The 24,503-nt window shown below is 67.7% G+C and carries 32 protein-coding genes; all 32 read right to left on the bottom strand.

What is annotated here, in order from left to right; genetic code table 11:
- Positions 1 to 175: 175 nt before the first annotated feature.
- The 32 genes from ABEA93_RS02795 to ABEA93_RS02640 all read right to left on the bottom strand — a co-directional run bounded on the left by ABEA93_RS02795 (position 176) and on the right by ABEA93_RS02640 (position 24,422).
- Positions 176 to 538, bottom strand: a complete 363-nt coding sequence (locus ABEA93_RS02795; RefSeq protein ID WP_345673617.1) for a DUF1707 SHOCT-like domain-containing protein — start codon at positions 536 to 538, stop codon at positions 176 to 178.
- Positions 539 to 921: 383 nt separating this feature from the next.
- Positions 922 to 1,761, bottom strand: a complete 840-nt coding sequence (gene map / locus ABEA93_RS02790) for a type I methionyl aminopeptidase (RefSeq protein WP_345673616.1) — start codon at positions 1,759 to 1,761, stop codon at positions 922 to 924.
- A 107-nt stretch (positions 1,762 to 1,868) separates the two neighbouring features.
- Positions 1,869 to 2,528 (bottom strand): adenylate kinase, encoded by a 660-nt coding sequence (locus ABEA93_RS02785; protein ID WP_345673615.1) that lies wholly within the window; start codon positions 2,526 to 2,528, stop codon positions 1,869 to 1,871.
- Positions 2,529 to 3,851 carry a preprotein translocase subunit SecY gene (gene secY / locus ABEA93_RS02780; RefSeq protein ID WP_345673614.1) on the bottom strand — a complete coding sequence of 441 codons (1,323 nt, stop codon included), beginning with the start codon at positions 3,849 to 3,851 and terminating at the stop codon, positions 2,529 to 2,531.
- A gap of 264 nt (positions 3,852 to 4,115) precedes the next feature.
- Positions 4,116 to 4,568: a 50S ribosomal protein L15 gene (rplO, locus tag ABEA93_RS02775; RefSeq protein WP_345673613.1), complete on the bottom strand. Its 453-nt coding sequence runs from the start codon at positions 4,566 to 4,568 to the stop codon at positions 4,116 to 4,118.
- Position 4,569: 1 nt separating this feature from the next.
- Positions 4,570 to 4,752, bottom strand: coding sequence for a 50S ribosomal protein L30 (rpmD, locus tag ABEA93_RS02770; protein WP_345673612.1), 183 nt, complete (start codon positions 4,750 to 4,752; stop codon positions 4,570 to 4,572).
- Entirely contained in the window at positions 4,752 to 5,357 is a 606-nt protein-coding gene (gene rpsE, locus ABEA93_RS02765; protein ID WP_231778751.1) for a 30S ribosomal protein S5, read from the bottom strand. Before rpsE ends, rpmD begins: the two co-directional genes overlap by 1 nt.
- 46 nt (positions 5,358 to 5,403) lie before the next feature.
- On the bottom strand, positions 5,404 to 5,787 hold the full coding sequence (gene rplR / locus ABEA93_RS02760) for a 50S ribosomal protein L18 (RefSeq protein WP_345673611.1): 384 nt from the start codon (positions 5,785 to 5,787) through the stop codon (positions 5,404 to 5,406).
- A gap of 2 nt (positions 5,788 to 5,789) precedes the next feature.
- Positions 5,790 to 6,329, bottom strand: coding sequence for a 50S ribosomal protein L6 (gene rplF, locus ABEA93_RS02755; protein ID WP_345673610.1), 540 nt, complete (start codon positions 6,327 to 6,329; stop codon positions 5,790 to 5,792).
- Positions 6,330 to 6,348: 19 nt separating this feature from the next.
- A complete protein-coding gene (rpsH, locus tag ABEA93_RS02750; RefSeq protein WP_345673609.1) occupies positions 6,349 to 6,747 on the bottom strand; it encodes a 30S ribosomal protein S8 in 399 nt (132 codons plus the stop codon).
- A 165-nt stretch (positions 6,748 to 6,912) separates the two neighbouring features.
- Complete coding sequence (locus ABEA93_RS02745; RefSeq protein ID WP_179814568.1) at positions 6,913 to 7,098, bottom strand: type Z 30S ribosomal protein S14; 186 nt, start codon at positions 7,096 to 7,098, stop codon at positions 6,913 to 6,915.
- Positions 7,099 to 7,138: 40 nt separating this feature from the next.
- Positions 7,139 to 7,708 (bottom strand): 50S ribosomal protein L5, encoded by a 570-nt coding sequence (gene rplE / locus ABEA93_RS02740; RefSeq protein WP_345673608.1) that lies wholly within the window; start codon positions 7,706 to 7,708, stop codon positions 7,139 to 7,141.
- Positions 7,708 to 8,031 carry a 50S ribosomal protein L24 gene (rplX, locus tag ABEA93_RS02735; protein ID WP_345673907.1) on the bottom strand — a complete coding sequence of 108 codons (324 nt, stop codon included), beginning with the start codon at positions 8,029 to 8,031 and terminating at the stop codon, positions 7,708 to 7,710. Before rplX ends, rplE begins: the two co-directional genes overlap by 1 nt.
- A 15-nt stretch (positions 8,032 to 8,046) precedes the next feature.
- Complete coding sequence (gene rplN / locus ABEA93_RS02730; RefSeq protein WP_235054803.1) at positions 8,047 to 8,415, bottom strand: 50S ribosomal protein L14; 369 nt, start codon at positions 8,413 to 8,415, stop codon at positions 8,047 to 8,049.
- Positions 8,416 to 8,477: 62 nt separating this feature from the next.
- The gene (gene rpsQ / locus ABEA93_RS02725) at positions 8,478 to 8,756 is read right to left on the bottom strand and encodes a 30S ribosomal protein S17 (RefSeq protein WP_423528427.1); all 279 of its coding nucleotides are present in this window, start codon (positions 8,754 to 8,756) and stop codon (positions 8,478 to 8,480) included.
- Positions 8,753 to 8,989, bottom strand: a complete 237-nt coding sequence (rpmC, locus tag ABEA93_RS02720) for a 50S ribosomal protein L29 (RefSeq protein WP_281469068.1) — start codon at positions 8,987 to 8,989, stop codon at positions 8,753 to 8,755. Before rpmC ends, rpsQ begins: the two co-directional genes overlap by 4 nt.
- Positions 8,989 to 9,408, bottom strand: coding sequence for a 50S ribosomal protein L16 (rplP, locus tag ABEA93_RS02715; RefSeq protein WP_235054805.1), 420 nt, complete (start codon positions 9,406 to 9,408; stop codon positions 8,989 to 8,991). Before rplP ends, rpmC begins: the two co-directional genes overlap by 1 nt.
- Before the next feature lie 5 nt (positions 9,409 to 9,413).
- Entirely contained in the window at positions 9,414 to 10,262 is an 849-nt protein-coding gene (gene rpsC / locus ABEA93_RS02710) for a 30S ribosomal protein S3 (RefSeq protein WP_345673605.1), read from the bottom strand.
- Positions 10,262 to 10,606, bottom strand: a complete 345-nt coding sequence (gene rplV / locus ABEA93_RS02705; protein WP_231778761.1) for a 50S ribosomal protein L22 — start codon at positions 10,604 to 10,606, stop codon at positions 10,262 to 10,264. The genes rpsC and rplV overlap by 1 nt, the downstream gene beginning before the upstream one ends.
- A gap of 47 nt (positions 10,607 to 10,653) precedes the next feature.
- Entirely contained in the window at positions 10,654 to 10,935 is a 282-nt protein-coding gene (gene rpsS / locus ABEA93_RS02700) for a 30S ribosomal protein S19 (RefSeq protein WP_345673603.1), read from the bottom strand.
- 11 nt (positions 10,936 to 10,946) lie between these two features.
- On the bottom strand, positions 10,947 to 11,783 hold the full coding sequence (rplB, locus tag ABEA93_RS02695) for a 50S ribosomal protein L2 (protein ID WP_345673602.1): 837 nt from the start codon (positions 11,781 to 11,783) through the stop codon (positions 10,947 to 10,949).
- A gap of 34 nt (positions 11,784 to 11,817) precedes the next feature.
- Positions 11,818 to 12,144 carry a 50S ribosomal protein L23 gene (rplW, locus tag ABEA93_RS02690; protein WP_345673600.1) on the bottom strand — a complete coding sequence of 109 codons (327 nt, stop codon included), beginning with the start codon at positions 12,142 to 12,144 and terminating at the stop codon, positions 11,818 to 11,820.
- Positions 12,141 to 12,824, bottom strand: coding sequence for a 50S ribosomal protein L4 (rplD, locus tag ABEA93_RS02685; RefSeq protein ID WP_345673599.1), 684 nt, complete (start codon positions 12,822 to 12,824; stop codon positions 12,141 to 12,143). Before rplD ends, rplW begins: the two co-directional genes overlap by 4 nt.
- Positions 12,825 to 12,829: 5 nt before the next feature.
- A complete protein-coding gene (rplC, locus tag ABEA93_RS02680; RefSeq protein ID WP_345673598.1) occupies positions 12,830 to 13,474 on the bottom strand; it encodes a 50S ribosomal protein L3 in 645 nt (214 codons plus the stop codon).
- A 13-nt stretch (positions 13,475 to 13,487) separates the two neighbouring features.
- Complete coding sequence (gene rpsJ / locus ABEA93_RS02675) at positions 13,488 to 13,796, bottom strand: 30S ribosomal protein S10 (RefSeq protein ID WP_066889903.1); 309 nt, start codon at positions 13,794 to 13,796, stop codon at positions 13,488 to 13,490.
- 586 nt (positions 13,797 to 14,382) lie between these two features.
- Positions 14,383 to 15,576, bottom strand: coding sequence for an elongation factor Tu (gene tuf / locus ABEA93_RS02670; protein WP_345673597.1), 1,194 nt, complete (start codon positions 15,574 to 15,576; stop codon positions 14,383 to 14,385).
- Between the two features lie 117 nt (positions 15,577 to 15,693).
- Positions 15,694 to 17,832: an elongation factor G gene (gene fusA, locus ABEA93_RS02665; RefSeq protein WP_345673596.1), complete on the bottom strand. Its 2,139-nt coding sequence runs from the start codon at positions 17,830 to 17,832 to the stop codon at positions 15,694 to 15,696.
- A gap of 39 nt (positions 17,833 to 17,871) precedes the next feature.
- Positions 17,872 to 18,342, bottom strand: coding sequence for a 30S ribosomal protein S7 (gene rpsG, locus ABEA93_RS02660; RefSeq protein ID WP_345673595.1), 471 nt, complete (start codon positions 18,340 to 18,342; stop codon positions 17,872 to 17,874).
- The gene (gene rpsL, locus ABEA93_RS02655) at positions 18,342 to 18,716 is read right to left on the bottom strand and encodes a 30S ribosomal protein S12 (protein WP_020549242.1); all 375 of its coding nucleotides are present in this window, start codon (positions 18,714 to 18,716) and stop codon (positions 18,342 to 18,344) included. The genes rpsG and rpsL overlap by 1 nt, the downstream gene beginning before the upstream one ends.
- A gap of 434 nt (positions 18,717 to 19,150) precedes the next feature.
- Positions 19,151 to 19,759: a DUF1707 and DUF4190 domain-containing protein gene (locus tag ABEA93_RS02650; protein ID WP_345673594.1), complete on the bottom strand. Its 609-nt coding sequence runs from the start codon at positions 19,757 to 19,759 to the stop codon at positions 19,151 to 19,153.
- A 190-nt stretch (positions 19,760 to 19,949) separates the two neighbouring features.
- On the bottom strand, positions 19,950 to 20,372 hold the full coding sequence (locus tag ABEA93_RS02645) for a DUF4190 domain-containing protein (RefSeq protein ID WP_345673593.1): 423 nt from the start codon (positions 20,370 to 20,372) through the stop codon (positions 19,950 to 19,952).
- Between the two features lie 156 nt (positions 20,373 to 20,528).
- Entirely contained in the window at positions 20,529 to 24,422 is a 3,894-nt protein-coding gene (locus ABEA93_RS02640) for a DNA-directed RNA polymerase subunit beta' (RefSeq protein ID WP_345673592.1), read from the bottom strand.
- Between the last annotated feature and the right edge of the window lie 81 nt (positions 24,423 to 24,503).

The following is a 24,503-nucleotide window of genomic DNA, read 5'->3' as shown; positions in this document are numbered from 1 at the left end:
GTCTAAGCCACATACCCACGAGATGGGAAACCGAGCCGGGCACGGTACCGCATCCCCAGCCCACGACACGCCGCACGACCGGCTCAATCGTCCACGGAATCGGCGGGTGACCAGCAAGGACGTACGAGGCCGGCCCGTGGGTGGGCGTCAGGTCGACTCAGGCGTGTGCGCCCCGTCAGCCCGCCCGCTTCGTCCACCCGGCCGCCGCGCACACCGCGGCCGACGCCACGACGAGCATCGCGGCCGCTCCCCCGCACCCCGCGCGCTTGGCGCCGCCCGCAGCCTGCTCGGGTGCCGCCTCGGCCGACGGGCTCGCGGCCGCGTGCGGCCGCTCCTCCCCGTCGCCGTCGTCGCGTCGGCCCGGCAGGTCCCGCAGCACCGCGTCCAACTCCCCCACGGTCGCCGCGGCACGCACGCGCCGCAGCCGGGCCTGGTAGTCGGAAAGCGCCAGGCGACCGGACGCCATCTGCTCCCGCAGAATGCCGGTCACCCGCTCGCGCTCCGCGTCGGTCACCGGCCGTGCCGCGTCACTGTCCATGCGCACAGGGTAGGACGGGGCAGACGCCCACGGCAGCCTCGCCGGGGGCGTGCCGGGCGACACCCGAACTCCCCGACCGACGGCCTCGGTTCACGCCGCGGCAACGGCACCGTGGGCCGACCGCCGGCACACCCCGCCCGACCGCACCCGACGCGGCCGTCCGACCCGCGGCGCCCAGGGCTCCGCGGCGCCATCCGCGCCACAGCCCGCAGTGCGGGCCGACGGGATCCGTGACTCACCGCGCCCGGAGACCTCTTGCCCGTCGGAGGGCAGATCCTGTCGCCCCGTCGTCCCGCTCCGCGACACCCCTCGTCACAGCCGACCCCGGCCCGGCGACCAGGCGCGCCGACCGACCGCTCCCCCGCCGCGACTCCGCCCGTCCCTCAGTCCAGCGGGCGGGTCAGGATGACCGGGCCGTCGGCCGTGACGGCGATGGAGTGCTCCCAGTGCGAGGCGAAGCCGCCCGCGGTGGTCTTCACCGTCCACTCGTCCGGCATGGTGAAGGTGTCCGGCTTGCCCAGGGTCACCATCGGCTCGATGGCGAGGCACACGCCCGGCAGCAGTTCCGGGCCCAGGCCCGGACGCCCGTAGTTGAGGATGTGCGGGTCCTGGTGCATCTCGGTGCCGATGCCGTGGCCGCCGTAGTCCTGCACGATGCCGTATTGCCCGCCGCCCGCCGGCGCGTTCGCACGGATCGCCTTCTCGATCGCGTGGCTGATGTCGGTCAGCCGCGCGCCCGGCACCGCCGCGGCGATGCCCGCGTACATCGACTCCTCGCACACCCGGCTCAGCTCGGCCAACTCGTCGGACACCGCGCCGACCGCGACGCTGATCGCCGAGTCGCCGTGCCACCCGTCGAGGATCGCGCCGCAGTCGATGGAGATCAGGTCCCCGTCCCGCAGCGGGGTGTCGTCCGGAATCCCGTGCACCACCACGTCGTTCACGGACGCGCAGATCGACGCCGGGAACCCGTGGTAGCCCTTGAACGACGGCACCGCCCCGGCCCCCCGGATCGACGCCTCCGCCAGCGCGTCGAGTTCCCGCGTGGTGGCCCCCGGCACCGCGGCGGCGCGCAGCTTCGCCAGCGTGTCCGCGACGACCGCACCCGCCCGGCGCATCTTCTCGATCTGCTCCGGGGTCTTGCGCTCGATCTTGCTCCGCCGCCTCTTGATCACCGGGTTGCTGTCCTTCCGCGCCGCGTGCGGCGTCGCCTCGTCGGTCATGCCCTGGTCCCCCGATACCCGCTCCGAAACGCGAACATGGGCGACCCGGATCTCCCGGATCGCCCATGCCGCACGGCGCTGGGTGTACGCCCCGAAGGGCCCCCGCGTCAGTCCTGCTTCGCGAAGGGCTTCAACGCGGTCATCGCGCGCTCGGTGACGTCGCCCACCCGTCCCGTCGCGTCGATCACCACGAGGATCGCCTTCTCGGAGTAGTAGCCGATCAACGGCTCGGTCTGCTCCTTGTACACGTCGAGACGGTGCTTCACCGTCTCCTCGCGGTCGTCCTCGCGCTGGTACAGCTCGCTGCCGCACTCGTCGCAGACGCCCTCGGTCTTCGGCGGATCGAACACTATGTGGCAGACGTGGCCGTTCGCCCGGCACTGCCGGCGCCCGGACAACCGCTGGATGATCTCCTTCGACGGGACCTCGAGTTCGAGGACCGCGTCGAGCTGCGTGCCGTGCCCGGCCAGAATCTCGTCGAGCACCTTGGCCTGCGCGGTGTTCCGCGGGAAGCCGTCCAACAGGAAGCCGTCGGCGGCGTCCGGCTGGGCGAGCCGGTCGCGGACCATGCCGATGGTCACCTCGTCGGGGACGAGGTTGCCCGCGTCCATGTACTTCTTCGCTTCGAGGCCGAGCGGAGTGCCCTGGCCTACGTTGCTGCGGAACAGGTCACCCGTCGAGATCGCGGGGATCGACAGGTTTGTCGCGATGAACTGGGCCTGGGTTCCCTTACCCGCGCCGGGGGGGCCCACAAGAACGATACGCATTTAGCGGAGGAAGCCTTCGTAGTTGCGCTGCTGGAGCTGGCTCTCGATCTGCTTCACGGTTTCCAGACCCACTCCCACGATGATCAGGATGCTCGTACCACCGAACGGGAAGCTGTTGGTGGAGTTGAAGAGCACGAGCGCGATCATGGGTACGAGCGCGATCATGCCCAGGTAGAGCGATCCGGGCCACGTGATCCGGGTAAGGATGTAGTTCAGGTACTCCGCAGTCGGTCTGCCGGCGCGGATGCCCGGGATGAAACCACCATACTTCTTCATGTTGTCGGCAACTTCCTCGGGGTTGAACGTGATCGCCACATAGAAGAAGGCGAAGAACACGATCAGGAGGAAGTACGTGATCATGTAAAGCGGGTGGTCACCCTTGACGAAGTTGTTCTGGATCCACACCGCCCAGCCCGACTTGCTGCCGGAGAACTGTGCGATGAGCGCCGGAATGTAGAGCAGCGACGAGGCGAAAATCACGGGGATGATGCCCGCCTGGTTCACCTTCAGCGGGATGTACGTCGACGTTCCGCCGTACGCACGGCGCCCGATCATCCGCTTGGCGTACTGCACCGGGATGCGGCGTTGCGCCTGCTCGACGAAGACGACCAGCGCGACCATGAGCAGGCCGACCGCGATGACCGTGAAGAAGGCCACCCAGCCGCCGCCCAGCGTGCCGGTCTGCTTGATGTTCCACAGCGCGGACGGGAAGCCCGCCGCCACGGAGACGAACATCAGCACGGACATGCCGTTGCCGATGCCGCGGTCCGTGACCAGTTCGCCCAGCCACATGATCACCGACGTACCGGCGGTCATCACGGCCACCATCACGACGATCCGGAACAGGCTCTGGTCCGGAACGATCTGCGACGGGACGCACTCACCGCCGCCCGCGCTGTTGAACAGCGCGCCGCTCCGCGCCGTCGCGACCAGCGCGGTCGACTGCAGGATCGCCAGGGCGATGGTCAGGTACCGGGTGTACTGGGTGATCTTGGTGGTGCCGGCCTGGCCCTCCTTCTTGAGGGCTTCGAGGCGTGGGATCACCACCGTCAGCAGCTGAAGGATGATGCTCGCGGTGATATACGGCATGATGCCGAGCGCGAAGATCGTGAGTTGCAGCAGCGCGCCGCCGCTGAACATGTTCACCAGACCGAAGAGGCCGCCCTGGTCCGCGGCATCGACGCACGTGCGGACCATCTGGAAGGACACGCCTGGAACGGGGATGTGCGACCCGATCCGGAACAGGACGATGATCCCCAGCGTGAAGAGCAGCTTCTTGCGCAGGTCGGGCGTGCGGAACGCCCGGCCGAAAGCGGTGAGCACACTGCCTCCTGCGCCTCGCTCAGGCGAGCGAGTCGTTTGATCGATCGGTCCCGCGTTGTACGGGCCGGTACCGGTTGGAACCTCACGGACAATAACAGCGTCGGACCGCGGAAGTGTCGCACGGACCGGGGGAATTACGGCGGGCCCGGAAGTGGAATCCGGGGTTCCGACCGGGGACCCTGGTGCTGTGTGCGGCCTGGCCGCAGACGACGCAGGGGCGCCACCACCTTACCGGTGAGGCGCCCCTGCCAAACAGCCGTTGCTTTACAGCTCGTCGGCCGAGCCGCCGGCCGCCGCGATCTTCTCCTTCGCCGCACCGGAGAAGGCGTGCACCTTCACTCGGACGGCAACGGTGATCTCGCCCTGGCCGAGCACCTTGACCAGCTGGTTCTTGCGAACCGCACCCTTGGCCACGAGTTCGTCGACGGTCACGTCGCCGCCCTCGGGGAACAGGGCACTGAGCTTGTCCAGGTTCACGACCTGGTACTCGGTGCGGAACGGGTTCTTGAAGCCCTTCAGCTTCGGAAGCCGCATGTGGAGGGGCATCTGCCCACCCTCGAAGCGCTCCGGAACCTGGTAGCGGGCCTTGGTGCCCTTGGTACCGCGACCGGCGGTCTTACCCTTCGACGCCTCACCACGACCCACACGGGTCTTGGCGGTCTTGGCGCCCGGGGCGGGCCGCAGGTGGTGCACCTTCAGCGGGTTCTCCCCAGCCATGTCAGTCCACCTCCTCGACGGTGACCAAGTGCTTCACCGTGAAAATCATCCCGCGGATCTCCGGACGGTCTTCCTTCACGACGACGTCGTGAAGGCGCTTGAGACCGAGGGACCGGAGCGTGTCCCGCTGGTTCTGCTTGCTGCCGATCTTGGATCGGACCTGGGTGACCTTGAGGCGAGCCATCACGCACCCACTCCCGCGCGGGCGCGCAGGAGAGCGGCCGGGGCCACGTCCTCGAGCGGAAGCCCGCGGCGAGCCGCGATCTCCTCGGGACGCTGGAGACCCTTGAGGGCCGCCACCGTCGCATGGACGATGTTGATCGCGTTGTCCGAGCCGAGCGACTTGCTCAGCACGTCGTGGATGCCCGCGCACTCGAGCACGGCACGCACCGGGCCACCGGCGATGACACCGGTACCGGGGGAAGCCGGCTTGAGCAGCACGACACCGGCCGCCGCCTCACCCTGGATCGGGTGCGGAATGGTGCCCTGGATACGGGGGACCTTGAAGAAGTGCTTCTTGGCCTCCTCCACACCCTTGGCGATGGCGGCCGGCACCTCCTTGGCCTTCCCGTAGCCGACACCGACGGTGCCGTCGCCGTCGCCCACCACGACCAGCGCGGTGAAGCTGAAGCGGCGGCCGCCCTTGACGACCTTGGCTACACGGTTGATCGCGACAACGCGCTCGACGTACGCGGTCTTCTCGGCGGCGGCTCCGCCGTCCCGCCGATCCCGCCGGTCCCGACGCTCGCCGCCGCCGGCGCCGCCACCGCGGCGCTGGGGTCCAGCCATCAGAAAATCCTCATCTGTCGTACGAAGCTTGTCCGGACCAGCGGGCTCAGAAAGCCAGCCCGTTCTCACGCGCGGCATCGGCCAACGCGGCGATACGGCCGTGGTACTTGTTGCCACCACGGTCGAACACCACGGTCTCGATGCCCGCGGCCTTGGCCCGCTCAGCGACGAGCTCGCCGACCTTGCGCGCCTTTGCGGTCTTGTCGCCCTCGCCGCCGCGGATGGACTCGTCCATCGTCGAGGCGGACGCCAGGGTGACACCGGCCAGGTCGTCGATCACCTGCACCACGATGTGGCGCGTGGAACGGGTCACGACCAGACGAGGCCGCTGCGGGGTACCGGAAACACGCTTCCGGACCCGGATGTGCCGGCGCTTGCGGGACGTCGACTTCTTCGCGACGCCCTTGCCGATCTTCACACCGACGGCCATGCCTACTTACCAGCCTTTCCGACCTTGCGGCGGATGACCTCACCCGCGTACTTCACACCCTTGGCCTTGTACGGGTCGGGCTTGCGAAGCTTGCGGATGTTGGCAGCGACCTCGCCGACCTTCTGCTTGTCGATGCCCTCGACCGAGAACTTGGTCGGGCTTTCGACGACGAAGGAGATGCCCTCGGGGGCGTCGACGACGATCGGGTGGCTGTAGCCGAGCGCGAACTCCAGCGAGGAGCCCTTCGCCGCGACACGGTAACCGACACCGCTGATTTCGAGCTTCTTGACGTATCCCTGGGTCACACCGGTGATCATGTTCGCCACCAGCGTCCGGGACAGCCCGTGCAGGGCCTTCGAGAGGCGCTCGTCGTTCGGGCGGGTCACCGCAAGGGTGCCGTCCTCGGACTTGGCGATCTCGATCGGAGCAGCGAGATTGTGCGACAGGGTGCCCTTGGGGCCCTTCACGACGACCTCGCGGCCATTGATGGTGACGTCCACGCCGGTGGGAACCGGGATGGGCAGCCGTCCAATACGCGACATTGCCTATCCTCCTTTCCCGTTACCAGACGAAGGCGAGGACTTCCCCGCCCACGCCCTTCTTGGCAGCCTGACGGTCGGTCAGCAGACCCTGCGACGTCGAGATGATCGCGACGCCGAGGCCTCCCAGCACCTTCGGCAGGTTCGTGGACTTTGCGTACACCCGCAGACCGGGCTTCGAAACGCGGCGGATGCCGGCGACCGAGCGCTCGCGGTTCGGGCCGAACTTCAGGTCGATGACGAGGTTCTTGCCGACCTCGGCGTCCTCGACGCGCCAGCCCTGGATGTAACCCTCCTGCTGGAGGATCTCCGCGATGTGCGACTTGATCTTGCTGAACGGCATCACGACATCGTCGTGGTATGCCGAGTTGGCATTCCGCAGACGCGTGAGCATGTCTGCGATGGGGTCGGTCATGGTCATGACGGCCTCAGGGCCTTTCTCGCCGCGGTTTCCCGAAATGCGATCTGTCCCGGGGCCGCCCCTCCCGGAAGAGGGGCGGCACCACAGGCGACTGCGGGACGGGACCTACAGCGTTTGAAACGGACACCCCGCCGAGGCGGAGTGGTGCCGGCAAGCGGGGTTCGCTTACCAGCTGCTCTTGGTGACGCCGGGCAGCTCGCCGGCGTGCGCCATCACGCGAAGGCACACGCGGCAGAGGCCGAACTTGCGGTACACCGAGTGCGGACGACCGCACCGCTGGCAGCGCGTGTAACCGCGCACCGCGAACTTCGGCTTGCGAGCGGCCTTGGCAATCAGGGCCTTCTTCGCCACTTCAGCTCTCCTTATTGCGACGCTCAGCCTAGACGGCTGCTCACGCTTCCTTGAACGGGAAGCCGAGGTGGCGCAGCAGAGCCCGGCCCTCGTCGTTGTTCGTGGCCGTGGTCACCACAGTGATGTCCATGCCGCGAACCCGGTCGATCTTGTCCTGGTCGATCTCGTGGAACATCGACTGCTCGGTGAGACCGAAGGTGTAGTTCCCGCGGCCGTCGAACTGCTTCGGCGAAAGCCCGCGGAAGTCGCGGATACGCGGCAGCGCGACGGAGACCAGGCGGTCCAGGAACTCCCACATGCGGTCGCCGCGCAGCGTGACGTGCGCGCCGATCGGCTGACCCTCGCGCAGCTTGAACTGCGCGATGGACTTGCGGGCCTTGGTGACCTGCGGCTTCTGGCCGGTGATGGCCATCAGGTCCTTGATCGCACCGTCGATCAGCTTGGAGTCGCGGGCGGCGTCGCCCACACCCATGTTGACGACGACCTTGACGACGCCCGGGATCTGCATGACGTTCTCGAACTGGAACTCGTCACGCAGCTTGCCCTGGATCTCGTCCCGGTAGCGCTGCTTCAGACGCGGAAGCGCCCGTGCCTCAGTGGTGACAGTCATCAGATGTCCTCACCGGTCCGCTTGGCGATCCGGATCTTGTTGCCCTCGTCGTCGAACCGGTAGCCGACGCGCGTGGGGACCTTCTTGCCGTCCTGCTCCACGACCAGCATCACGTTGCTGATGTGGACGGGGGCTTCCTGGGTGATGATGCCGCCGGTCTTGGCACCCTTGGCGGACTGGCCGACCTTGGTGTGCTTCTTGATCCGGTTGACACCCTCGACGAGGACGCGGTCGAGCTGCGGGTAGGCCGCAATGACCTTGCCCTGCTTGCCCTTGTCCTTGCCCGTGATGACCTGGACCAGGTCACCCTTCTTGATCTTCATGCTCTTCGCCATGGCTTACAGCACCTCCGGCGCGAGCGAGATGATCTTCATGAACTTCTTCTCGCGCAGTTCACGGCCGACCGGGCCGAAGATGCGGGTACCGCGGGGTTCTCCGTCGTTCTTGAGGATGACGGCGGCGTTCTCGTCGAAGCGGATGTAGGAGCCGTCCACACGGCGGCGCTCCTTGACGGTCCGCACGACGACAGCCTTGACGACGTCGCCCTTCTTCACGTTGCCACCGGGGATCGCGTCCTTAACGGTGGCAACAATGACGTCCCCGATGCCCGCGTAGCGCCGGCCGGACCCGCCGAGCACACGGATGCAAAGGATCTCCTTGGCACCCGTGTTGTCGGCGACTCGCAGTCGCGACTCCTGCTGGATCACGTCTAACTCCTGATCGTCACGTCGCGGCGCAGGCCCACCTCAGTGGGCCTGCCCGGCGCTCGCTACTTGGCCTTCTCGAGGATCTCGACGATGCGCCACCGCTTGCTGGCGGACAGCGGCCGGGTCTCCATGAGGAGGACGCGGTCGCCGACGCCGCAGGCGTTCTGCTCGTCGTGAGCCTTCAGCTTGCTCGTGCGGCGGATGACCTTGCCGTAGAGCGGGTGCTTCACGCGGTCCTCGACGGCGACGACGACGGTCTTGTCCATCTTGTCGCTGACGACGAGGCCCTCACGGGTCTTGCGGAATCCCCGGGTGTCAGTCATCTCAGTCTTCTCGCTCACGCCGCGCCTCCGGTCTCCTCCACGCTGACGATCCCGAGCTCGCGCTCGCGCATCAGCGTGTAGATGCGGGCGATGTCCTTGCGGACCGCCTTGAGCCGCCCGTGGTTCTCGAGCTGCCCGGTCGCCGCCTGGAAACGGAGGTTGAACAGCTCCTCCTTGGCCTCACGCAGCTTGGCGACGAGTTCCTCGTCCGCCAGGTCGCGCAGCTCGGACGCCTTGGTCCCGGCCGCCATCACGCCTCACCTGCCTCGCGCCGGACAATCCGGCACTTCATCGGCAGCTTGTGCGTGGCGCGCAGAAGCGCCTCGCGAGCCACCTTCTCGTTCGGGTACGACAGCTCGAACATCACCCGACCGGGCTTGACGTTCGCGACCCACCACTCGGGCGAGCCCTTACCGGAACCCATGCGGGTTTCGGCCGGCTTCTTGGTCAGCGGACGGTCCGGGTAGATGTTGATCCAGACCTTGCCACCACGGCGGATGTGCCGGGTGATGGCAATACGGGCCGACTCGATCTGCCGGTTGGTCACGTACGCCTGGCCCAGGGCCTGGATGCCGTACTCGCCGAACGCGAGTTCCGTTCCGCCCTTGGCGCGCCCACCACGCTTGGGGTGGTGCTGCTTGCGGTGCTTGACCCTGCGGGGGATCAGCATCGGGGTCAGGCCTCCGTTCCGGTCTCGGGCGCCGGGGTCGCAGCCTCGGCAGCCGGCGCGGCGGAGTCAGCGGACTCGGTCGCCGGCGCTTCGTTCTGCGGGCGTCCGCCGCGGCCACCGCCACGACGCTCGCCACCGCGGCCGCCACGCGGACGGTCGCTGCCGCCCGGGCCACGCGACGGGCGGTTGCCCGCACGCGCCGCGGCGTTGTCCGCGCGGACCTCGGCGATGTTCTTGACGTCGCCCTTGTAGATCCAGACCTTCACGCCGATGCGGCCGAAGGTGGTGCGCGCCTCGAAGAAGCCGTACTCGACGTTCGCGCGCAGCGTGTGCAGCGGCACACGACCCTCGCGGTAGAACTCCGAGCGCGACATCTCCGCGCCGCCGAGGCGGCCGCCGCACTGGATCTTGATGCCCTTGGCACCCGACTTCATCGCGGTCTGCATCGCCTTGCGCATGGCGCGGCGGAAGGAGACACGCGACGAGAGCTGCTCGGCGACGCCCTGCGCCACGAGCTGCGCGTCGATCTCGGGGTTCTTGACCTCGAGGATGTTCAGCTGGACCTGCTTGCCGGTCAGCTTCTCGAGGTCGCCCCGGATGCGGTCGGCTTCCGCGCCGCGGCGGCCGATGACGATGCCCGGCCGGGCGGTGTGGATGTCGACGCGGACGCGGTCGCGGGTGCGCTCGATCTCCACCTTGGAGATGCCGGCCCGCTCCATGCCCTGCGTCATCATCCGGCGGATGGCGACGTCTTCCTTGACGTAGTCCTTGTACAGCTTGTCGGCGTACCAGCGCGACTTGAAGTCCGTGGTGATACCGAGGCGGAACCCGTGCGGGTTAACCTTCTGGCCCACTAGCGGGTCCTCTCCTTCTCGGCGACAACCACGGTGATGTGGCTGGTGCGCTTGCGGATGCGGTACGCGCGGCCCTGGGCACGCGGCCGGAACCGCTTCAGGGTCGGGCCCTCGTCGACGTACGCCTCGGACACGTACAGGTTGTTCGTGTCGAGGTTGTGGTTGTGCCCGGCGTTGGCAATGGCGCTGTCCAGCACCTTGCCCACCGGCTCGCTCGCGGCCTGCTGCGCGAACCGCAGGATGGCCTGCGCTTCGGCGGCGTCGACGCCGCGGATCAGGTCGACAACCCGGCGAGCCTTCATGGGCGTGACGCGGATGTACCGCGCCTGGGCCCTGGCTTCCATTGAAGTCCCCTTGTTCATCTCAGTTCGGTTTCCTTGTAGCTCGCCGGTCAGCGACGACGCGACTTGCGGTCGTCCTTCTCGTGGCCACGGAAGGTCCGGGTCGGGGCGAACTCGCCGAGCTTGTGGCCGACCATCGCCTCGGTGACGAACACCGGGACGTGCTTGCGGCCGTCGTGTACCGCGATGGTGTGACCCAGCATCGCCGGGATGATCATCGAGCGGCGGGACCAGGTCTTGATGACGTTCTTGGTGCCCTTTTCGTTCTGCACGTCCACCTTCTTGATCAGGTGGTCGTCGACGAAGGGCCCCTTCTTCAGACTGCGCGGCATCAGACCTGCTCCTAGCGCTTCTTGTTCGTCTTGCGGCGGCGGATGATCAGCTTGTCGCTGGCCTTCTTCGGCCGGCGGGTGCGACCTTCCTTCTGGCCCCACGGCGAAACCGGGTGGCGGCCACCGGAGGTCTTGCCCTCACCACCACCGTGCGGGTGGTCGATCGGGTTCATCGCCACACCGCGGACGGTCGGGCGCTTGCCCTTCCAGCGCATGCGGCCGGCCTTGCCCCAGTTGATGTTCGACTGCTCGGCGTTGCCGACCTCGCCCACAGTGGCGCGGCAGCGGACGTCGACCAGGCGGATCTCACCCGACGGCATACGGAGGGTCGCGAACGCGCCTTCCTTGGCCAGCAGCTGGACGCTGGCACCGGCCGAGCGGGCCAGCTTGGCGCCGCCGCCCGGACGCAGCTCGATCGCGTGGACGACCGTACCGACCGGGATGTTGCGCAGCTGCAGGTTGTTGCCCGGCTTGATGTCGGCCGTCGGGCCGTTCTCGATCCGGTCGCCCTGACGGAGCTTGTTCGGCGCCAGGATGTAGCGCTTCTCGCCGTCCGCGTAGTGCAGCAGCGCGATACGCGCGGTGCGGTTGGGGTCGTACTCGATGTGCGCGACCTTGGCCGGCACGCCGTCCTTGTCGTTCCGGCGGAAGTCGATGACGCGGTACGCACGCTTGTGGCCGCCACCCTGGTGGCGCGTGGTCACGCGACCGTGGTTGTTACGACCACCCTTGCTGTGCAGCGGGCGGACCAGCGACTTCTCCGGCGTGGACCGCGTGATCTCGACGAAGTCGGCGACGCTGGCGCCACGACGGCCCGGAGTCGTCGGCTTGTACTTGCGGATGCCCATGGCTTCTCTTAGTCCTCGTCCGTATCAGCGGCCGTCAGCCGACGGGTCCACCGAAGATGTCGATCCGCTCGCCCTCGGCCAGGGTGACGATCGCTCGCTTCGTGTCCTTGCGCTTGCCCATGCCGGTGCGGGACCGCTTGCGCTTGCCCTGCCGGTTGATGGTGTTCACGTCCGTGACCTTGACCCCGAAGACCGCGATGACGGCCTGCTTGATCTGGGTCTTGTTCGCGTCCGGGTGGACGATGAACGTGTACTTGTTCTCGTCGAGGAGCCCGTAGGACTTCTCCGAGATCACCGGCTTCAGCAGCACGTCGCGCGGGTCGGTGAAGGTCTTGCTGGTGACCTGCGTGGTCTCGCTCACGCCTCGTCGCTCCCTTCAAGCTCGCTCGAAGTGGCAACGGCCGTCGCGGACTTGCCCGAGGGCGAGCCGGCGATGAACCGGTCCAGAGCGGCCTTGGTGAAGACCACGTCGTCGGAAACGAGCACGTCGTAGGTGTTCAGCTGGCCCGGCTCCAGGATGTGCACCTGCGGGAGGTTCCGGGCGCTCAGCCAGGCGGCCGTGTCGTCCTTCTCGACGACCAGGAGCACGTGCTTGCGCTCGCTGATCTTGCCCAGAAGGGTCTTGGCGGCCTTGGTGGAGGCGTCACCGTCGACCAGCGCGGACACGCAGTGGATGCGCGCGTGCACGGCACGGTCGGTCAGTGCACCGCGGAGCGCGGCAGCCTTCATCTTCTTCGGGGTCCGCTGCGCGTAGTCGCGCGGCACGGGTCCGTGGACCACGCCGCCGCCCGCGAACTGCGGGGCGCGGGTCGAGCCCTGACGGGCGCGGCCGGTGCCCTTCTGGCGGTACGGCTTCCGGCCGCCGCCGCGGACCTCGCCACGCGTCTTCGTCTTGTGCGTGCCCTGGCGGGCAGCGGCGAGCTGCGCCACGACGACCTGGTGGATCGTCGGGATGCTCACCTGGACGCCGAAGATCTCCGCGGGGAGGTCGACGGAGCCGGTCTTCTCGCCGGCCGGCGAGAGAACGTCAATGCTGGTCATGTGGTTCACGCCCCCTTGGCCGCGGTGCGGACCAGGACGAGGCCGCCGTTCGGACCGGGAACCGCACCCTTGACCAGGATGAGGCCCTTCTCGGCGTCGACAGCGTGGACGGTCAGGTTCTGAGTGGACACGCGCACGTTGCCCATGCGGCCCGCCATGCGCACACCCTTGAACACGCGGCCCGGGGTGGCACAGCCGCCGATGGAGCCCGGCGAGCGGTGCTTGCGCTGGGTACCGTGCGAGGCGCCGAGGCCGTGGAAGCCGTGGCGCTTCATGACACCGGCGGTGCCCTTGCCCTTGCTGGTGCCCGAGACGTCGACCTTCTGGCCGGGCTCGAAGACGTCCGCGTTGATCTCCTGGCCGAGCGCGTAGTCGCCGGCGTCGGAGGTGCGGAGCTCCACCAGGTGGCGGCGCGGCGTCACGTTCGCCTTGGCGAAGTGGCCGGCCAGCGGCTTGTTGACCTTGCGCGGGTCGATCTGCCCGTACGCGATCTGGACGGCGCTGTAGCCGTCCGTGTCGGAGGTACGGACCTGGGTCACGACGCACGGCCCGGCCTGGACGACGGTCACCGGAACGACGCGGTTGTTCTCGTCCCAGACCTGGGTCATGCCGAGCTTGGTGCCCAGGATGCCCTTCATCTGCTTCGTCATCGTCGGTGCGTCCTCAGAGCTTGATCTCGATGTCGACACCGGCCGGCAGGTCGAGACGCATGAGCGAGTCGACGGTCTTCGGCGTCGGGTCGAGAATGTCGATGAGCCGCTTGTGAGTGCGCATCTCGAAGTGCTCGCGCGAGTCCTTGTACTTGTGCGGCGAGCGGATGACGCAGTACACGTTCTTTTCGGTCGGCAGCGGCACCGGGCCCGCGACCTGCGCGCCCGTACGGGTCACCGTCTCGACGATCTTGCGCGCCGAGCTGTCGATGACCTCGTGGTCGTAGGCCTTGAGCCGGATGCGGATCTTCTGTCCCGCCATGGCTGCTTTGAATTCCTTCTCTCGTACCGCTGCGGATCACCCCCGCTGTCGCGGGAGGAAGTGTTGTCCGGAAGCCCTTCCGGGCTCCTCGTCCTCCGACCCCCGCGGTCGGGCGTGTCGCCTTGTTGCCCGCATGGCACCCTTGAACACCCCTTCCGGGGAGGCTCGGGGAGCCGGAGCAAGCAACGGAACGCACTGCCCGCGCCGCTGCGGCAAGCGGCTGAGCATCGATGCGTCCACGAGACGACCACGCGCGCAAACACGCGATGGGCGGCGGGGAGGCTGGTCCACACTGAAGCCCGTCGACCGAACCGGGCGCCCTCACACGTGAGAACGCACAGCCAGGGCTCGCGGCAAAGGCACACAAAGGCCCCTTGGCCGAACCGGGCAACTTGACCAGTATGCAACACGGAGTGCCGCCTTGGCCAATCGGGGCCCGTGCGCTAGCACGCTGCCAGTGCACGGAGCCCCGTGGTCACAGTGGGGAGTCCGCCCCGCCAACAAACGGGGGTGTGATCTCCCATGCCTTTCGGCACGAACAAAGTCCCGCCCGTCGGCCCTTGCGGGCCGGCGGGCGGGACGATGATCACTTGAGGATCTTGACGACCTGGCCGGCGCCGACGGTACGGCCGCCTTCGCGGATGGCGAAGCGCAGGCCCTCCTCCATGGCGATCGGCTGGATCAGGGCGACGGTCATGCCGGTGTTGTCACCGGGCATCACCATCTCGGTGCCCTCGGGGAGGGTCACCACGCCGGTAACGTCCGTCGTCCGGAAGTAGAACTGCGGACGGTAGTTGTTGAAGAACGGCGTGTGGCGGCCACCCTCGTCCTTGGACAGGATGTAGACCTGGGCCTCGAAGTCGGTGTGCGGCGTGACCGAACCCGGCTTGATGATGACCTGGCCGCGCTCGACGTCCTCGCGCTTGATGCCGCGGAGGAGCAGACCGACGTTCTCGCCCGCCTGGCCCTCGTCGAGCAGCTTGCGGAACATCTCGATGCCGGTGACCGTGGTGGTGGTCTTCTCGTTCTTGATGCCCACGATGTCGACGGTCTCGTTGACCTTGACGATACCGCGCTCGATACGGCCGGTGACGACCGTACCGCGACCGGTGATCGTGAAGACGTCCTCGACCGGCATCAGGAACGGCTTGTCGACGTCGCGCTCGGGAGTCGGGATCGACTCGTCGACCGCGGCCATCAGCTCGAGGAGCTTGCCGCCCCACTCCGCGTCGCCCTCAAGGGCCTTGAGCGCCGAGACGCGCACGACCGGCAGGTCGTCGCCCGGGAACTCGTACTCGGAGAGCAGCTCGCGGACCTCGAGCTCGACGAGCTCCAGGATCTCCTCGTCGTCCACCATGTCGGCCTTGTTCAGGGCGACGACGATGTACGGAACGCCGACCTGGCGGGCCAGGAGCACGTGCTCCTTGGTCTGCGGCATCGGGCCGTCGGTGGCGGCGACCACGAGGATGGCGCCGTCCATCTGCGCGGCACCCGTGATCATGTTCTTGATGTAGTCCGCGTGACCCGGGCAGTCGACGTGGGCGTAGTGACGGTTCTCCGTCTGGTACTCCACGTGCGCGATGGAGATCGTGATACCGCGCTGACGCTCTTCCGGCGCCTTGTCGATCTGGTCGAACGGCGTGAAGGGGTTCAGGTCCGGGTACGCGTCGTGCAGCACGCGGGTGATCGCCGCGGTAAGGGTCGTCTTACCGTGGTCGATGTGACCGATGGTGCCGATGTTGACGTGCGGCTTAGTCCGCTCGAACTTCGCCTTCGCCACTGGGGTCCTCCTGTGGACTGGTTCTTTACGCCGTACGACGTCGGGGTGATCTGGGGCGGGCCGGTGGCCCGGAATCCCGCGAAGGACTCCGGGCCCCATGTCCCGTGACGGTGTGTCTTACTCGCCGCGGGACTTGGCGATGATCTCGTCCGCGACGTTCTTGGGAACCTCGGCGTACGAGTCGAACTGCATGCTGTAGCTGGCCCGGCCCGAGGTCTTGCTCCGGAGGTCGCCGACGTAGCCGAACATCTCCGACAGCGGAACGAGAGCCTTCACAACGCGGGCTCCGCTGCGCTCCTCCATGGCCTGGATCTGGCCGCGGCGCGAGTTCAGGTCGCCGATGACGTCGCCCATGTAGTCCTCGGGCGTCGTCACCTCCACGGCCATCATCGGCTCGAGAAGCGCCGGGTTCGCCTTGCGGGCCGCCTCCTTGAACGCCATGGAACCGGCGATCTTGAAGGCCAGCTCGGAGGAGTCGACCTCGTGGTAGGCACCGTCGTGCAGGATGACCCGCACACCCACCAGCGGGAAGCCGGCGAGAACGCCGAACTCCATGGCCTCCTGGCAACCGGAGTCCACCGACGGGATGTACTCCCGGGGGATACGGCCACCGGTGACCTTGTTGACGAACTCGTAGTTGTCGTCGCCGCCGGCGTCGAGCGGCTCGATGCCGATCTGCACCTTGGCGAACTGACCCGAACCGCCGGTCTGCTTCTTGTGCGTGTAGTCCACGCGCTCGACAGCCGAACGGATCGTCTCGCGGTAAGCCACCTGCGGCTTGCCGACGTTGGCCTCGACCTTGAACTCGCGCTTCATGCGGTCGACCAGCACCTCGAGGTGCAGTTCGCCCATGCCGCCGATGATGGTCTGGCCGGTCTCCTCGTCGGTGTGCACCTGGAAGGAGGGGTCTTCTTCGGCGAGCCGCTGGATCGCGACGCCGAGCTTCTCCTGGTCGCCCTTCGACTTGGGCTCGATGGCGACCTGGATGACCGGGGCCGGGAAGGTCATCGACTCGAGGATGACCGGGTTCGCGCTGTCCGACAGGGTCTCACCGGTGGTGGTGTCCTTCAGGCCCATGACGGCGACGATGTCGCCGGCACCGGCGCTCGGGATCTCCTCACGCTTGTTCGCGTGCATCCGGTAGATCTTGCCGATGCGCTCCTTCTTGCCCTTCACGGAGTTCAGGACGGCAGATCCCGACTCCATGCGGCCCGAGTACACCCGGACGAAGGTGAGCTTGCCGAGGTGCGGGTCGCTCATGATCTTGAACGCGAGAGCGGCCAGCGGCTCGGTCTCGGCCGGCCGGCGCTCGATGACCGTCGACTCGTCGCCCACCTTGTGGCCCTCGATGACCTCACGGTCGAGAGGCGACGGCAGGTAACGCACGACGGCGTCGAGCAGCGGCTGAACGCCCTTGTTCTTGAAGGCGGTTCCGCAGAAGACCGGGGTGAAGGTCGGCTCGTCCTTCTTTTCCTCGCTCGTCGAAGCGATGGTGGCGCGGCGGATGGCCGCGAACAGCTGCTCCTCGCTGGGCTCCTGGCCCTCGAGGAACATCTCCATCATCTCTTCGTCGTGCTCGGAGATGGTCTCCACGAGCTTCTCGCGCCAGGTCTGCGCGATCTCGGTGTGCGTGGCCGGGATGTCGACGACGTCGTACATCTCGCCCTTGGCCGCCTCGGCGGACCACACCAGGGCCTTCATGCGGACCAGGTCCACGACGCCCTGGAAGTCGGCCTCGGCACCGATCGGCACCTGCATGACGAGCGGGGTCGCGCCCAGGCGGTCGACGATCATGTCGACGCAGCGGAAGAACTCCGCACCGGTGCGGTCCAGCTTGTTCACGAAGCAGATGCGCGGGACGCCGTAACGGTCGGCCTGACGCCACACCGTCTCGGACTGCGGCTCGACACCCGCGACACCGTCGAACACGGTGACCGCACCGTCGAGGACGCGGAGCGAACGCTCCACCTCGACCGTGAAGTCCACGTGGCCCGGGGTGTCGATGATGTTGATCGTGTTGTCTACATCTTCGAGCGTCCAGTGACAGGTGGTGGCAGCAGAGGTGATGGTGATACCACGCTCCTGCTCCTGCTCCATCCAGTCCATGGTGGCGGCGCCCTCGTGGACCTCGCCGATCTTGTAGTTCACGCCCGTGTAGAACAGGATCCGCTCAGTCGTCGTGGTCTTGCCCGCGTCGATGTGAGCCATGATCCCGATGTTTCGGACCCTGGCCAGGTCAAGAGCAGTGGTAGCCATGTGGCTTTCTCTCTCGTATCTCGTTCGACGGGGTGACGACTACCAGCGGTAGTGCGCGAAGGCCTTGTTGGAGTCGGCCATCTTGTGCGTGTCTTCGCGCTTCTTCACAGCAGCGCCAAGACCGTTGCTGGCGTCCAGCAGCTCGTTCATCAGACGCTCGGTCATCGTCTTCTCGCGACGGGCGCGGGAGTAACCGACGAGCCAGCGGAGAGCGAGCGTGGTGGAGCGGCCGGGGCGGACCTCGACCGGGACCTGGTAGGTCGCGCCACCGACACGGCGGCTGCGGACCTCGAGGGTCGGCTTCACGTTCTCGAGCGCGCGCTTGAGCGTGATGACGGGGTCGGTGCCGGTCTTCTCACGGCAGCCTTCGAGCGCGCCGTACACGATCCGCTCGGCGGTGGAGCGCTTGCCGTCCAGCAGGACCTTGTTCACCAGCGAGGTGACCAACGGCGAGTTGTACACCGGGTCGATGATGACCGGTCGCTTCGGGGCCGGGCCCTTGCGAGGCATTAGCTCTTCTCCTTCTTCGCGCCGTAGCGGCTGCGCGCCTGCTTGCGGTTCTTGACACCCTGGGTGTCGAGCGAACCCCGAATGATCTTGTAGCGAACACCCGGGAGGTCCTTCACACGACCACCGCGGACGAGCACGATCGAGTGCTCCTGCAGGTTGTGACCCTCACCGGGGATGTACGCCGTGACCTCAATGCCACTCGTCAGGCGAACACGCGCCACCTTGCGAAGCGCCGAGTTCGGCTTCTTCGGCGTCGTCGTGTAAACACGGGTGCACACGCCGCGACGCTGCGGGCTCCCCTTGAGCGCCGGAGTCTTGGCCTTATCGACCTTGTCCTGGCGGCCCTTTCGGACCAGCTGCTGGATCGTGGGCACCGCGTCTCCGTCTTCTTCGTGCCAAGCGGTCTGTAGAACGACTGCATCTTCAATGTGCTGCTGGATGGCCTGTTTCCCTGGGTGTAGGGCCATCGCCTACCCGCCTATCCGGCCCCCGCGGTCGGGCGTGTCGCCCAGTCTTCAGCGCGGAACGGAATCGGGAGGTATGTGTTTCGGTCTCCTGCACCCTCTCACGGACGCATCCGAGCCGGATGTCGGGTGAGCGCAGGCACAAGAACCCGGGGACACCCCAGGCACAAGGAAAGAGAGTACCTACCACACGAGCAGAGGTCAAAGCGAAAGCCGACGCCCCTGTCGCCACCTTGGAATCGCACGCTTCCGCGTGCTCCGACCTCCGGTTTTGCCGGTTGCCGGCCCTCCGTACCCCTTTCCCGGGTCACGCTACCGGGCGTCGGCGCAGGGCGCCACGGCGGTCAGCTCGGCAGGGCTGCCAGCGCGGCGCACACCACCTGGATCCAGCCCAGGCACGAGCCCGCGACGGCGAGCTGCGTGCCGCCGCGGCGCCCGTCGGCGCGGGTCCGCGCCTGGTACAGCGCGAGGTGGCCGGTGACGATGGCGACGGCCGCGGAGACGAACGGCACCCAGTTGAACTGGTCCCGGACGCCGAACAGGATCGCGCTGGCCGGCCACATCACCACGATCGAGACGATGCCGACGACCAGAGAGGTCACGGCGAGGCCGCCGGCCGGCGCGGGGCGCATGACGTACTGCGGGTAGCCCCACACGGGCAGCCGCGGGGCGCCGGGGTGCGGGGCGTGCAGGGCGTGCGGGGGCACCGGGTAGGGCGGGGACGGCTGCGGGGCCGGGGCACCGGGCAGCGCACCCGTGGGCAGATCCCGTACCAGCGCGTTGAGTTCGCCGTAGGTGAGGGCTTGGAGGACGCGATCGCGGCGGTCCTCGTACTCGTCGTCGCGGAGCCGGCCTTCGACCCAGGCGGCCTTGAGGACGTCCGCGCACCGGTCGCGGTCGGCCTGCGCGCACCGCATCTCGTCCGGCGTCACACCGTCGCGGCCGTTCGGCATCGCTCCCCCTAGGGCTCCGGGTCACCGCCGCGCGGATGCGGCTTGTTCATGGTGCGCCACGGACGGGGGCTGCCGCGTGCGTACACGTACTCAGTTTCGTCCCGGGTTCGTTCCGGAGTTCGCCGAACATTCGCGAACTGTTCGGCCCGGAGCTTCACGGTGCCGCCCGGCCGTCCCGGGCGGCACCGGCTCAGCGTGCGGCGAGGAGCGTCCGGAGCATGTCGTCGCTGTCGAACGCGTTCGGATCGTTGACGGCGATGATGATCAGGACGATCCCGACCGCGATCCAGACGTAGCCCAGGACAAGTCCGGCGATGGCCATGCCGCGGCCCTGCTGACCGCTGCGCTCGATCTGGGACAGCGCGATGTGGCCGAAGATCACGGCGAGGATCGAGCCGATCCAGTAGGCGCAGATGATGCCCAGGACGAGCGACGCGATGGAGAAGCCGTTGGTGCCGGGCTGGGGTCCGTAGCCGTAGCCGTACTCGTATCCGGGCGGCCCGGGCGGCGGGTACCCGGGGCCGTAGCCGGGCGGCGGCGGGGGCGGCTGGCCGGGCTGCTGGTACGGGTTCTGATAGGGGTTCTGGCCCCACGGGTCGCCAGGTGTGCTCACGAGTTCCCCCCCGGGTGTTCGGTGGTGTCGCAACGGCCGCCGATGCGGCGTCACGGCACCTTAGTGCACCGCGTGCGGCGGTCGTGGAACGACGGCAGGGCCGCCACCGAAACGGTGGCGGCCCTGCCGGTACAGCGGGGACTGCGGGGTCCGGGCTCAGCCCTGGTAACCGCCGAAGTCGTACTCCTCGAGCGGAACGGCCTGGCCGGAGCCGGTGCCGAAGGCGGAGTAGTCGGCCTCGTCGTACCCGGACATCGAGTACATCGCGGCCTTCGCCTCCTCGGTCGGCTCGACCCGGATGTTGCGGTAGCGGGGCATGCCCGTACCGGCCGGGATGAGCTTGCCGATGATCACGTTCTCCTTCAGGCCCAGCAGCGGGTCCGACTTGGCGTGGATCGCCGCGTCGGTGAGCACCCGGGTCGTCTCCTGGAAGGAGGCCGCCGACAGCCACGACTCGGTGGCCAGCGACGCCTTGGTGATACCCATGAGCTGCGGACGGCCGGACGCGGGCTGGCCCGCCTCGGCCACCACGCGCCGGTTCTCGCTCTCGAACCGGCCGCGCTCGACCAGCTCGCCCGGCAGCAGCTCGGCGTCGCCGGACTCGATGATCGTCACGCGGCGGAGCATCTGCCGGATGATGATCTCGATGTGCTTGTCGTGGATCGACACGCCCTGCGAGTTGTACACCTTCTGCACTTCGGCGACCAGGTGGACCTGGACCGCACGCTGGCCGAGGATGCGCAGCACGTCGTGCGGGTTGACCGCACCCATGGTCATGCGCTGGCCGACCTCGACGTGCTCGCCTTCCTCGACGGTCAGCTTGACACGCTTGGAGACGGCGTACGCCAGCTCTTCCGTGCCGTCGTCCGGCACGACGACGACCTTGCGGGTCTTGTCGGTGTCCTCGATGCGGACCCGGCCGGCCGCCTCGCTGATCGGCGCCACACCCTTGGGGGTACGGGCTTCGAACAGCTCGACGACACGCGGCAGACCCTGGGTGATGTCGTCACCCGCCACACCACCGGTGTGGAAGGTACGCATCGTCAGCTGGGTGCCGGGCTCACCGATGGACTGGGCCGCGATGATGCCGACCGCTTCGCCGATGTCGACGAGCTTGCCGGTGGCCAGCGAACGGCCGTAGCACATCGCGCACGTACCGACCTTGGACTCGCAGGTCAGCACGGACCGGGTCTTCACCTTCTCGACGCCGTGGGCGACGAGGGTGTTGATGGTGACGTCGCCCAGGTCGATGCCCGCGGGGGCGATGACCTTGCCGTCGACCACGACGTCTTCGGCGAGGCTGCGCGCGTACACGCTGGTCTCGACGTCGTTGGTCTTGCGCAGCGAGCCGTCCGCGGCGCGGACCGCGATGTCCAGGGCGAGGCCGCGGTCGGTGCCGCAGTCCTCTTCGCGGATGATCACGTCCTGCGAGACGTCCACCAGACGACGGGTCAGGTAACCCGAGTCGGCGGTACGCAGCGCGGTGTCGGCCAGACCCTTGCGGGCACCGTGCGTGGAGATGAAGTACTCCAGCACGGACAGGCCTTCACGGAACGACGCCTTGATGGGACGCGGGATGGTCTCGTTCTTGGCGTTCGAGACCAGACCACGCATACCGGCGATCTGACGCATCTGCATCATGTTTCCGCGCGCGCCCGAGTCGACCATCATGAAGATGGGGTTCGTCTTCGGGAAGTTCGCGTTCATCGCCTCGGCGACCTCGTTGGTCGCCTTGGTCCAGATCTGGATCTGCTCCTGCGCGCGCTCGTCCTTGGTGATGAGACCGCGCTCGTACTGCTTCTGGACCTTGTCGGCCTGCGCCTCGTAGCCCTCGAGGATCTGGCCCTTGTTCGGCGGCACGACGACGTCCGAGATGGACACCGTGACACCGGAACGGGTGGCCCAGTGGAAGCCCGCGGCCTTGAGGTTGTCCAGCGTCGCGGCGACCTCGACCTTGGGGTAGCGCTCCGCGAGGTCGTTGACGATCGTGGAGAGCTGCTTCTTGCCGACCTCGGTGTCGATGAACGGGTAGTCCGAGGGCAGCAGCTCGTGGAACAGCGCGCGGCCGAGCGTGGTGTGCAGGCGCAGCGGCTGGCCCGGCTCCCACGCGATGCCTTCCGGACCCGGGTCCGGCGCGACCCAGCCGCGCGGCGGCACGGTGCCGGCCCGCAGGCGCAGGTCGATCTTCGCCTGGAGGTCCAGCTCGCGTGCGTCGAACGCCATGATCGCCTCGGCGACCGAGGAGAACGACCGGCCGACGCCCTTCATGTCCTCGCGCTCCGAGGTCAGGAAGAACAGGCCGAGCACCATGTCCTGGGTGGGCATGGTGACCGGGCGGCCGTCCGCCGGCTTGAGGATGTTGTTCGAGGACAGCATCAGGATGCGGGCCTCGGCCTGCGCCTCCGCGGACAGCGGAAGGTGCACGGCCATCTGGTCGCCGTCGAAGTCCGCGTTGAACGCGGTGCAGACGAGCGGGTGGATCTGGATGGCCTTGCCCTCGACCAGCTGCGGCTCGAACGCCTGGATGCCGAGGCGGTGCAGGGTGGGGGCACGGTTGAGCAGCACCGGGTGTTCGGCGATGACCTCTTCGAGGACGTCCCACACCACCGGGCGCGCGCGCTCGACCATGCGCTTCGCCGACTTGATGTTCTGCGCGTGGTTCAGGTCGACCAGGCGCTTCATCACGAACGGCTTGAACAGCTCCAGCGCCATCTGCTTGGGCAGACCGCACTGGTGCAGCTTGAGCTGCGGGCCGACGACGATGACCGAACGGCCGGAGTAGTCGACGCGCTTGCCGAGCAGGTTCTGGCGGAACCGGCCCTGCTTGCCCTTGAGCATGTCGGACAGCGACTTGAGCGGGCGGTTGCCCGGCCCGGTGACCGGACGGCCGCGGCGGCCGTTGTCGAACAGCGCGTCGACGGCCTCCTGGAGCATGCGCTTCTCGTTGTTCACGATGATCTCGGGCGCGCCGAGGTCGAGAAGCCGCTTCAGGCGGTTGTTGCGGTTGATGACGCGGCGGTACAGGTCGTTCAGGTCGGAGGTCGCGAAGCGGCCGCCGTCCAGCTGCACCATCGGACGCAGGTCCGGCGGGATGACCGGGACGCAGTCCAGGACCATGCCGGTCGGGCTGTTGCGGGTCTGCAGGAACGCGGAGACGACCTTGAGGCGCTTGAGCGCGCGGGTCTTCTTCTGGCCCTTGCCGGTGCGGATGATCTCGCGGAGCTTCTCGGCCTCGGCGTCGAGGTCGAAGGACTCCAGGCGCTTCTGCAGCGCCTGCGCGCCCATGCTGCCGAGGAAGTAGGTGCCGAAGCGGTCCCGCATCTCGCGGAACAGGATCTCGTCGCCTTCGAGGTCCTGGACCTTGAGGTTCTTGAACCGGGTCCAGACCTCTTCGAGACGGTCCAGCTCGCGCTGGTTGCGGTCGCGCAGCTGCTTCATCTCGCGCTCGGCGCCTTCGCGCACCTTGCGGCGCACGTCGGACTTGGCGCCCTCGGCCTCGAGCTCGGCCAGGTCGCCCTCGAGCTTCTTCTGGCGCTCCTCGACCGCGGCGTCGCGGCGCTGCTCGATCTGCTGGCGCTCGACGGAGATCTTGGCCTCGAGCGACGGCAGGTCGCGCTGGCGGCGCTCGTCGTCGACGTACGTGATCATGTACGCCGCGAAGTAGATGACCTTCTCGAGGTCCTTCGGGGCGAGGTCGAGCAGGTAGCCGAGGCGGCTCGGGACGCCCTTGAAGTACCAGATGTGGGTGACCGGCGCGGCAAGCTCGATGTGGCCCATCCGCTCACGGCGCACCTTGGCGCGAGTGACCTCGACGCCGCAGCGCTCACAGATGATGCCCTTGAAGCGGACGCGCTTGTACTTGCCGCAGTAGCACTCCCAGTCCCGGGTGGGGCCGAAGATCTTCTCGCAGAAGAGCCCGTCCTTTTCCGGCTTCAGGGTGCGGTAGTTGATGGTCTCGGGCTTCTTGACCTCGCCGTGCGACCACGTGCGGATGTCGTCGGCGGTGGCGAGGCCGATACGCAGCTCGTCGAAGAAGTTGACGTCGAGCACTGTTTCGTCAATCCCTCTTTCGGGGTTTGGTCCCGGTGGCGGCGGTGCGGGGTGTCCGCCGCCCCGGGGGTGTCTTCATCA

It is taken from the genome of Yinghuangia aomiensis (assembly GCF_039542225.1).
GTDB classification, from domain to species: Bacteria; Actinomycetota; Actinomycetes; order Streptomycetales; family Streptomycetaceae; genus Yinghuangia; species Yinghuangia aomiensis.
Note: the sequence above shows the minus strand (reverse complement) of the source record. Positions and strands in the feature narration are given on the sequence as shown.

What these genes read in the sequence shown, in the direction of transcription:
- ABEA93_RS02795 (WP_345673617.1), bottom strand. Translation starts at nt 538, where the DNA reads ATGGACAGTGACGCGGCACGGCCGGTGACCGACGCGGAGCGCGAGCGG.
- map (WP_345673616.1), bottom strand. Translation starts at nt 1,761, where the DNA reads ATGACCGACGAGGCGACGCCGCACGCGGCGCGGAAGGACAGCAACCCG.
- ABEA93_RS02785 (WP_345673615.1), bottom strand. Translation starts at nt 2,528, where the DNA reads ATGCGTATCGTTCTTGTGGGCCCCCCCGGCGCGGGTAAGGGAACCCAG.
- rplO (WP_345673613.1), bottom strand. Translation starts at nt 4,568, where the DNA reads ATGGCTGGGGAGAACCCGCTGAAGGTGCACCACCTGCGGCCCGCCCCG.
- rpmD (WP_345673612.1), bottom strand. Translation starts at nt 4,752, where the DNA reads ATGGCTCGCCTCAAGGTCACCCAGGTCCGATCCAAGATCGGCAGCAAG.
- rpsE (WP_231778751.1), bottom strand. Translation starts at nt 5,357, where the DNA reads ATGGCTGGACCCCAGCGCCGCGGTGGCGGCGCCGGCGGCGGCGAGCGT.
- rplR (WP_345673611.1), bottom strand. Translation starts at nt 5,787, where the DNA reads ATGGCCGTCGGTGTGAAGATCGGCAAGGGCGTCGCGAAGAAGTCGACG.
- rplF (WP_345673610.1), bottom strand. Translation starts at nt 6,329, where the DNA reads ATGTCGCGTATTGGACGGCTGCCCATCCCGGTTCCCACCGGCGTGGAC.
- rpsH (WP_345673609.1), bottom strand. Translation starts at nt 6,747, where the DNA reads ATGACCATGACCGACCCCATCGCAGACATGCTCACGCGTCTGCGGAAT.
- rplE (WP_345673608.1), bottom strand. Translation starts at nt 7,708, where the DNA reads ATGACTGTCACCACTGAGGCACGGGCGCTTCCGCGTCTGAAGCAGCGC.
- rplX (WP_345673907.1), bottom strand. Translation starts at nt 8,031, where the DNA reads ATGAAGATCAAGAAGGGTGACCTGGTCCAGGTCATCACGGGCAAGGAC.
- rpmC (WP_281469068.1), bottom strand. Translation starts at nt 8,989, where the DNA reads ATGGCGGCCGGGACCAAGGCGTCCGAGCTGCGCGACCTGGCGGACGAG.
- rplP (WP_235054805.1), bottom strand. Translation starts at nt 9,408, where the DNA reads ATGCTGATCCCCCGCAGGGTCAAGCACCGCAAGCAGCACCACCCCAAG.
- rplV (WP_231778761.1), bottom strand. Translation starts at nt 10,606, where the DNA reads ATGGAAGCCAGGGCCCAGGCGCGGTACATCCGCGTCACGCCCATGAAG.
- rpsS (WP_345673603.1), bottom strand. Translation starts at nt 10,935, where the DNA reads ATGCCGCGCAGTCTGAAGAAGGGGCCCTTCGTCGACGACCACCTGATC.
- rplB (WP_345673602.1), bottom strand. Translation starts at nt 11,783, where the DNA reads ATGGGCATCCGCAAGTACAAGCCGACGACTCCGGGCCGTCGTGGCGCC.
- rplD (WP_345673599.1), bottom strand. Translation starts at nt 12,824, where the DNA reads ATGACCAGCATTGACGTTCTCTCGCCGGCCGGCGAGAAGACCGGCTCC.
- rplC (WP_345673598.1), bottom strand. Translation starts at nt 13,474, where the DNA reads ATGACGAAGCAGATGAAGGGCATCCTGGGCACCAAGCTCGGCATGACC.
- rpsJ (WP_066889903.1), bottom strand. Translation starts at nt 13,796, where the DNA reads ATGGCGGGACAGAAGATCCGCATCCGGCTCAAGGCCTACGACCACGAG.
- fusA (WP_345673596.1), bottom strand. Translation starts at nt 17,832, where the DNA reads ATGGCTACCACTGCTCTTGACCTGGCCAGGGTCCGAAACATCGGGATC.
- rpsG (WP_345673595.1), bottom strand. Translation starts at nt 18,342, where the DNA reads ATGCCTCGCAAGGGCCCGGCCCCGAAGCGACCGGTCATCATCGACCCG.
- ABEA93_RS02650 (WP_345673594.1), bottom strand. Translation starts at nt 19,759, where the DNA reads ATGCCGAACGGCCGCGACGGTGTGACGCCGGACGAGATGCGGTGCGCG.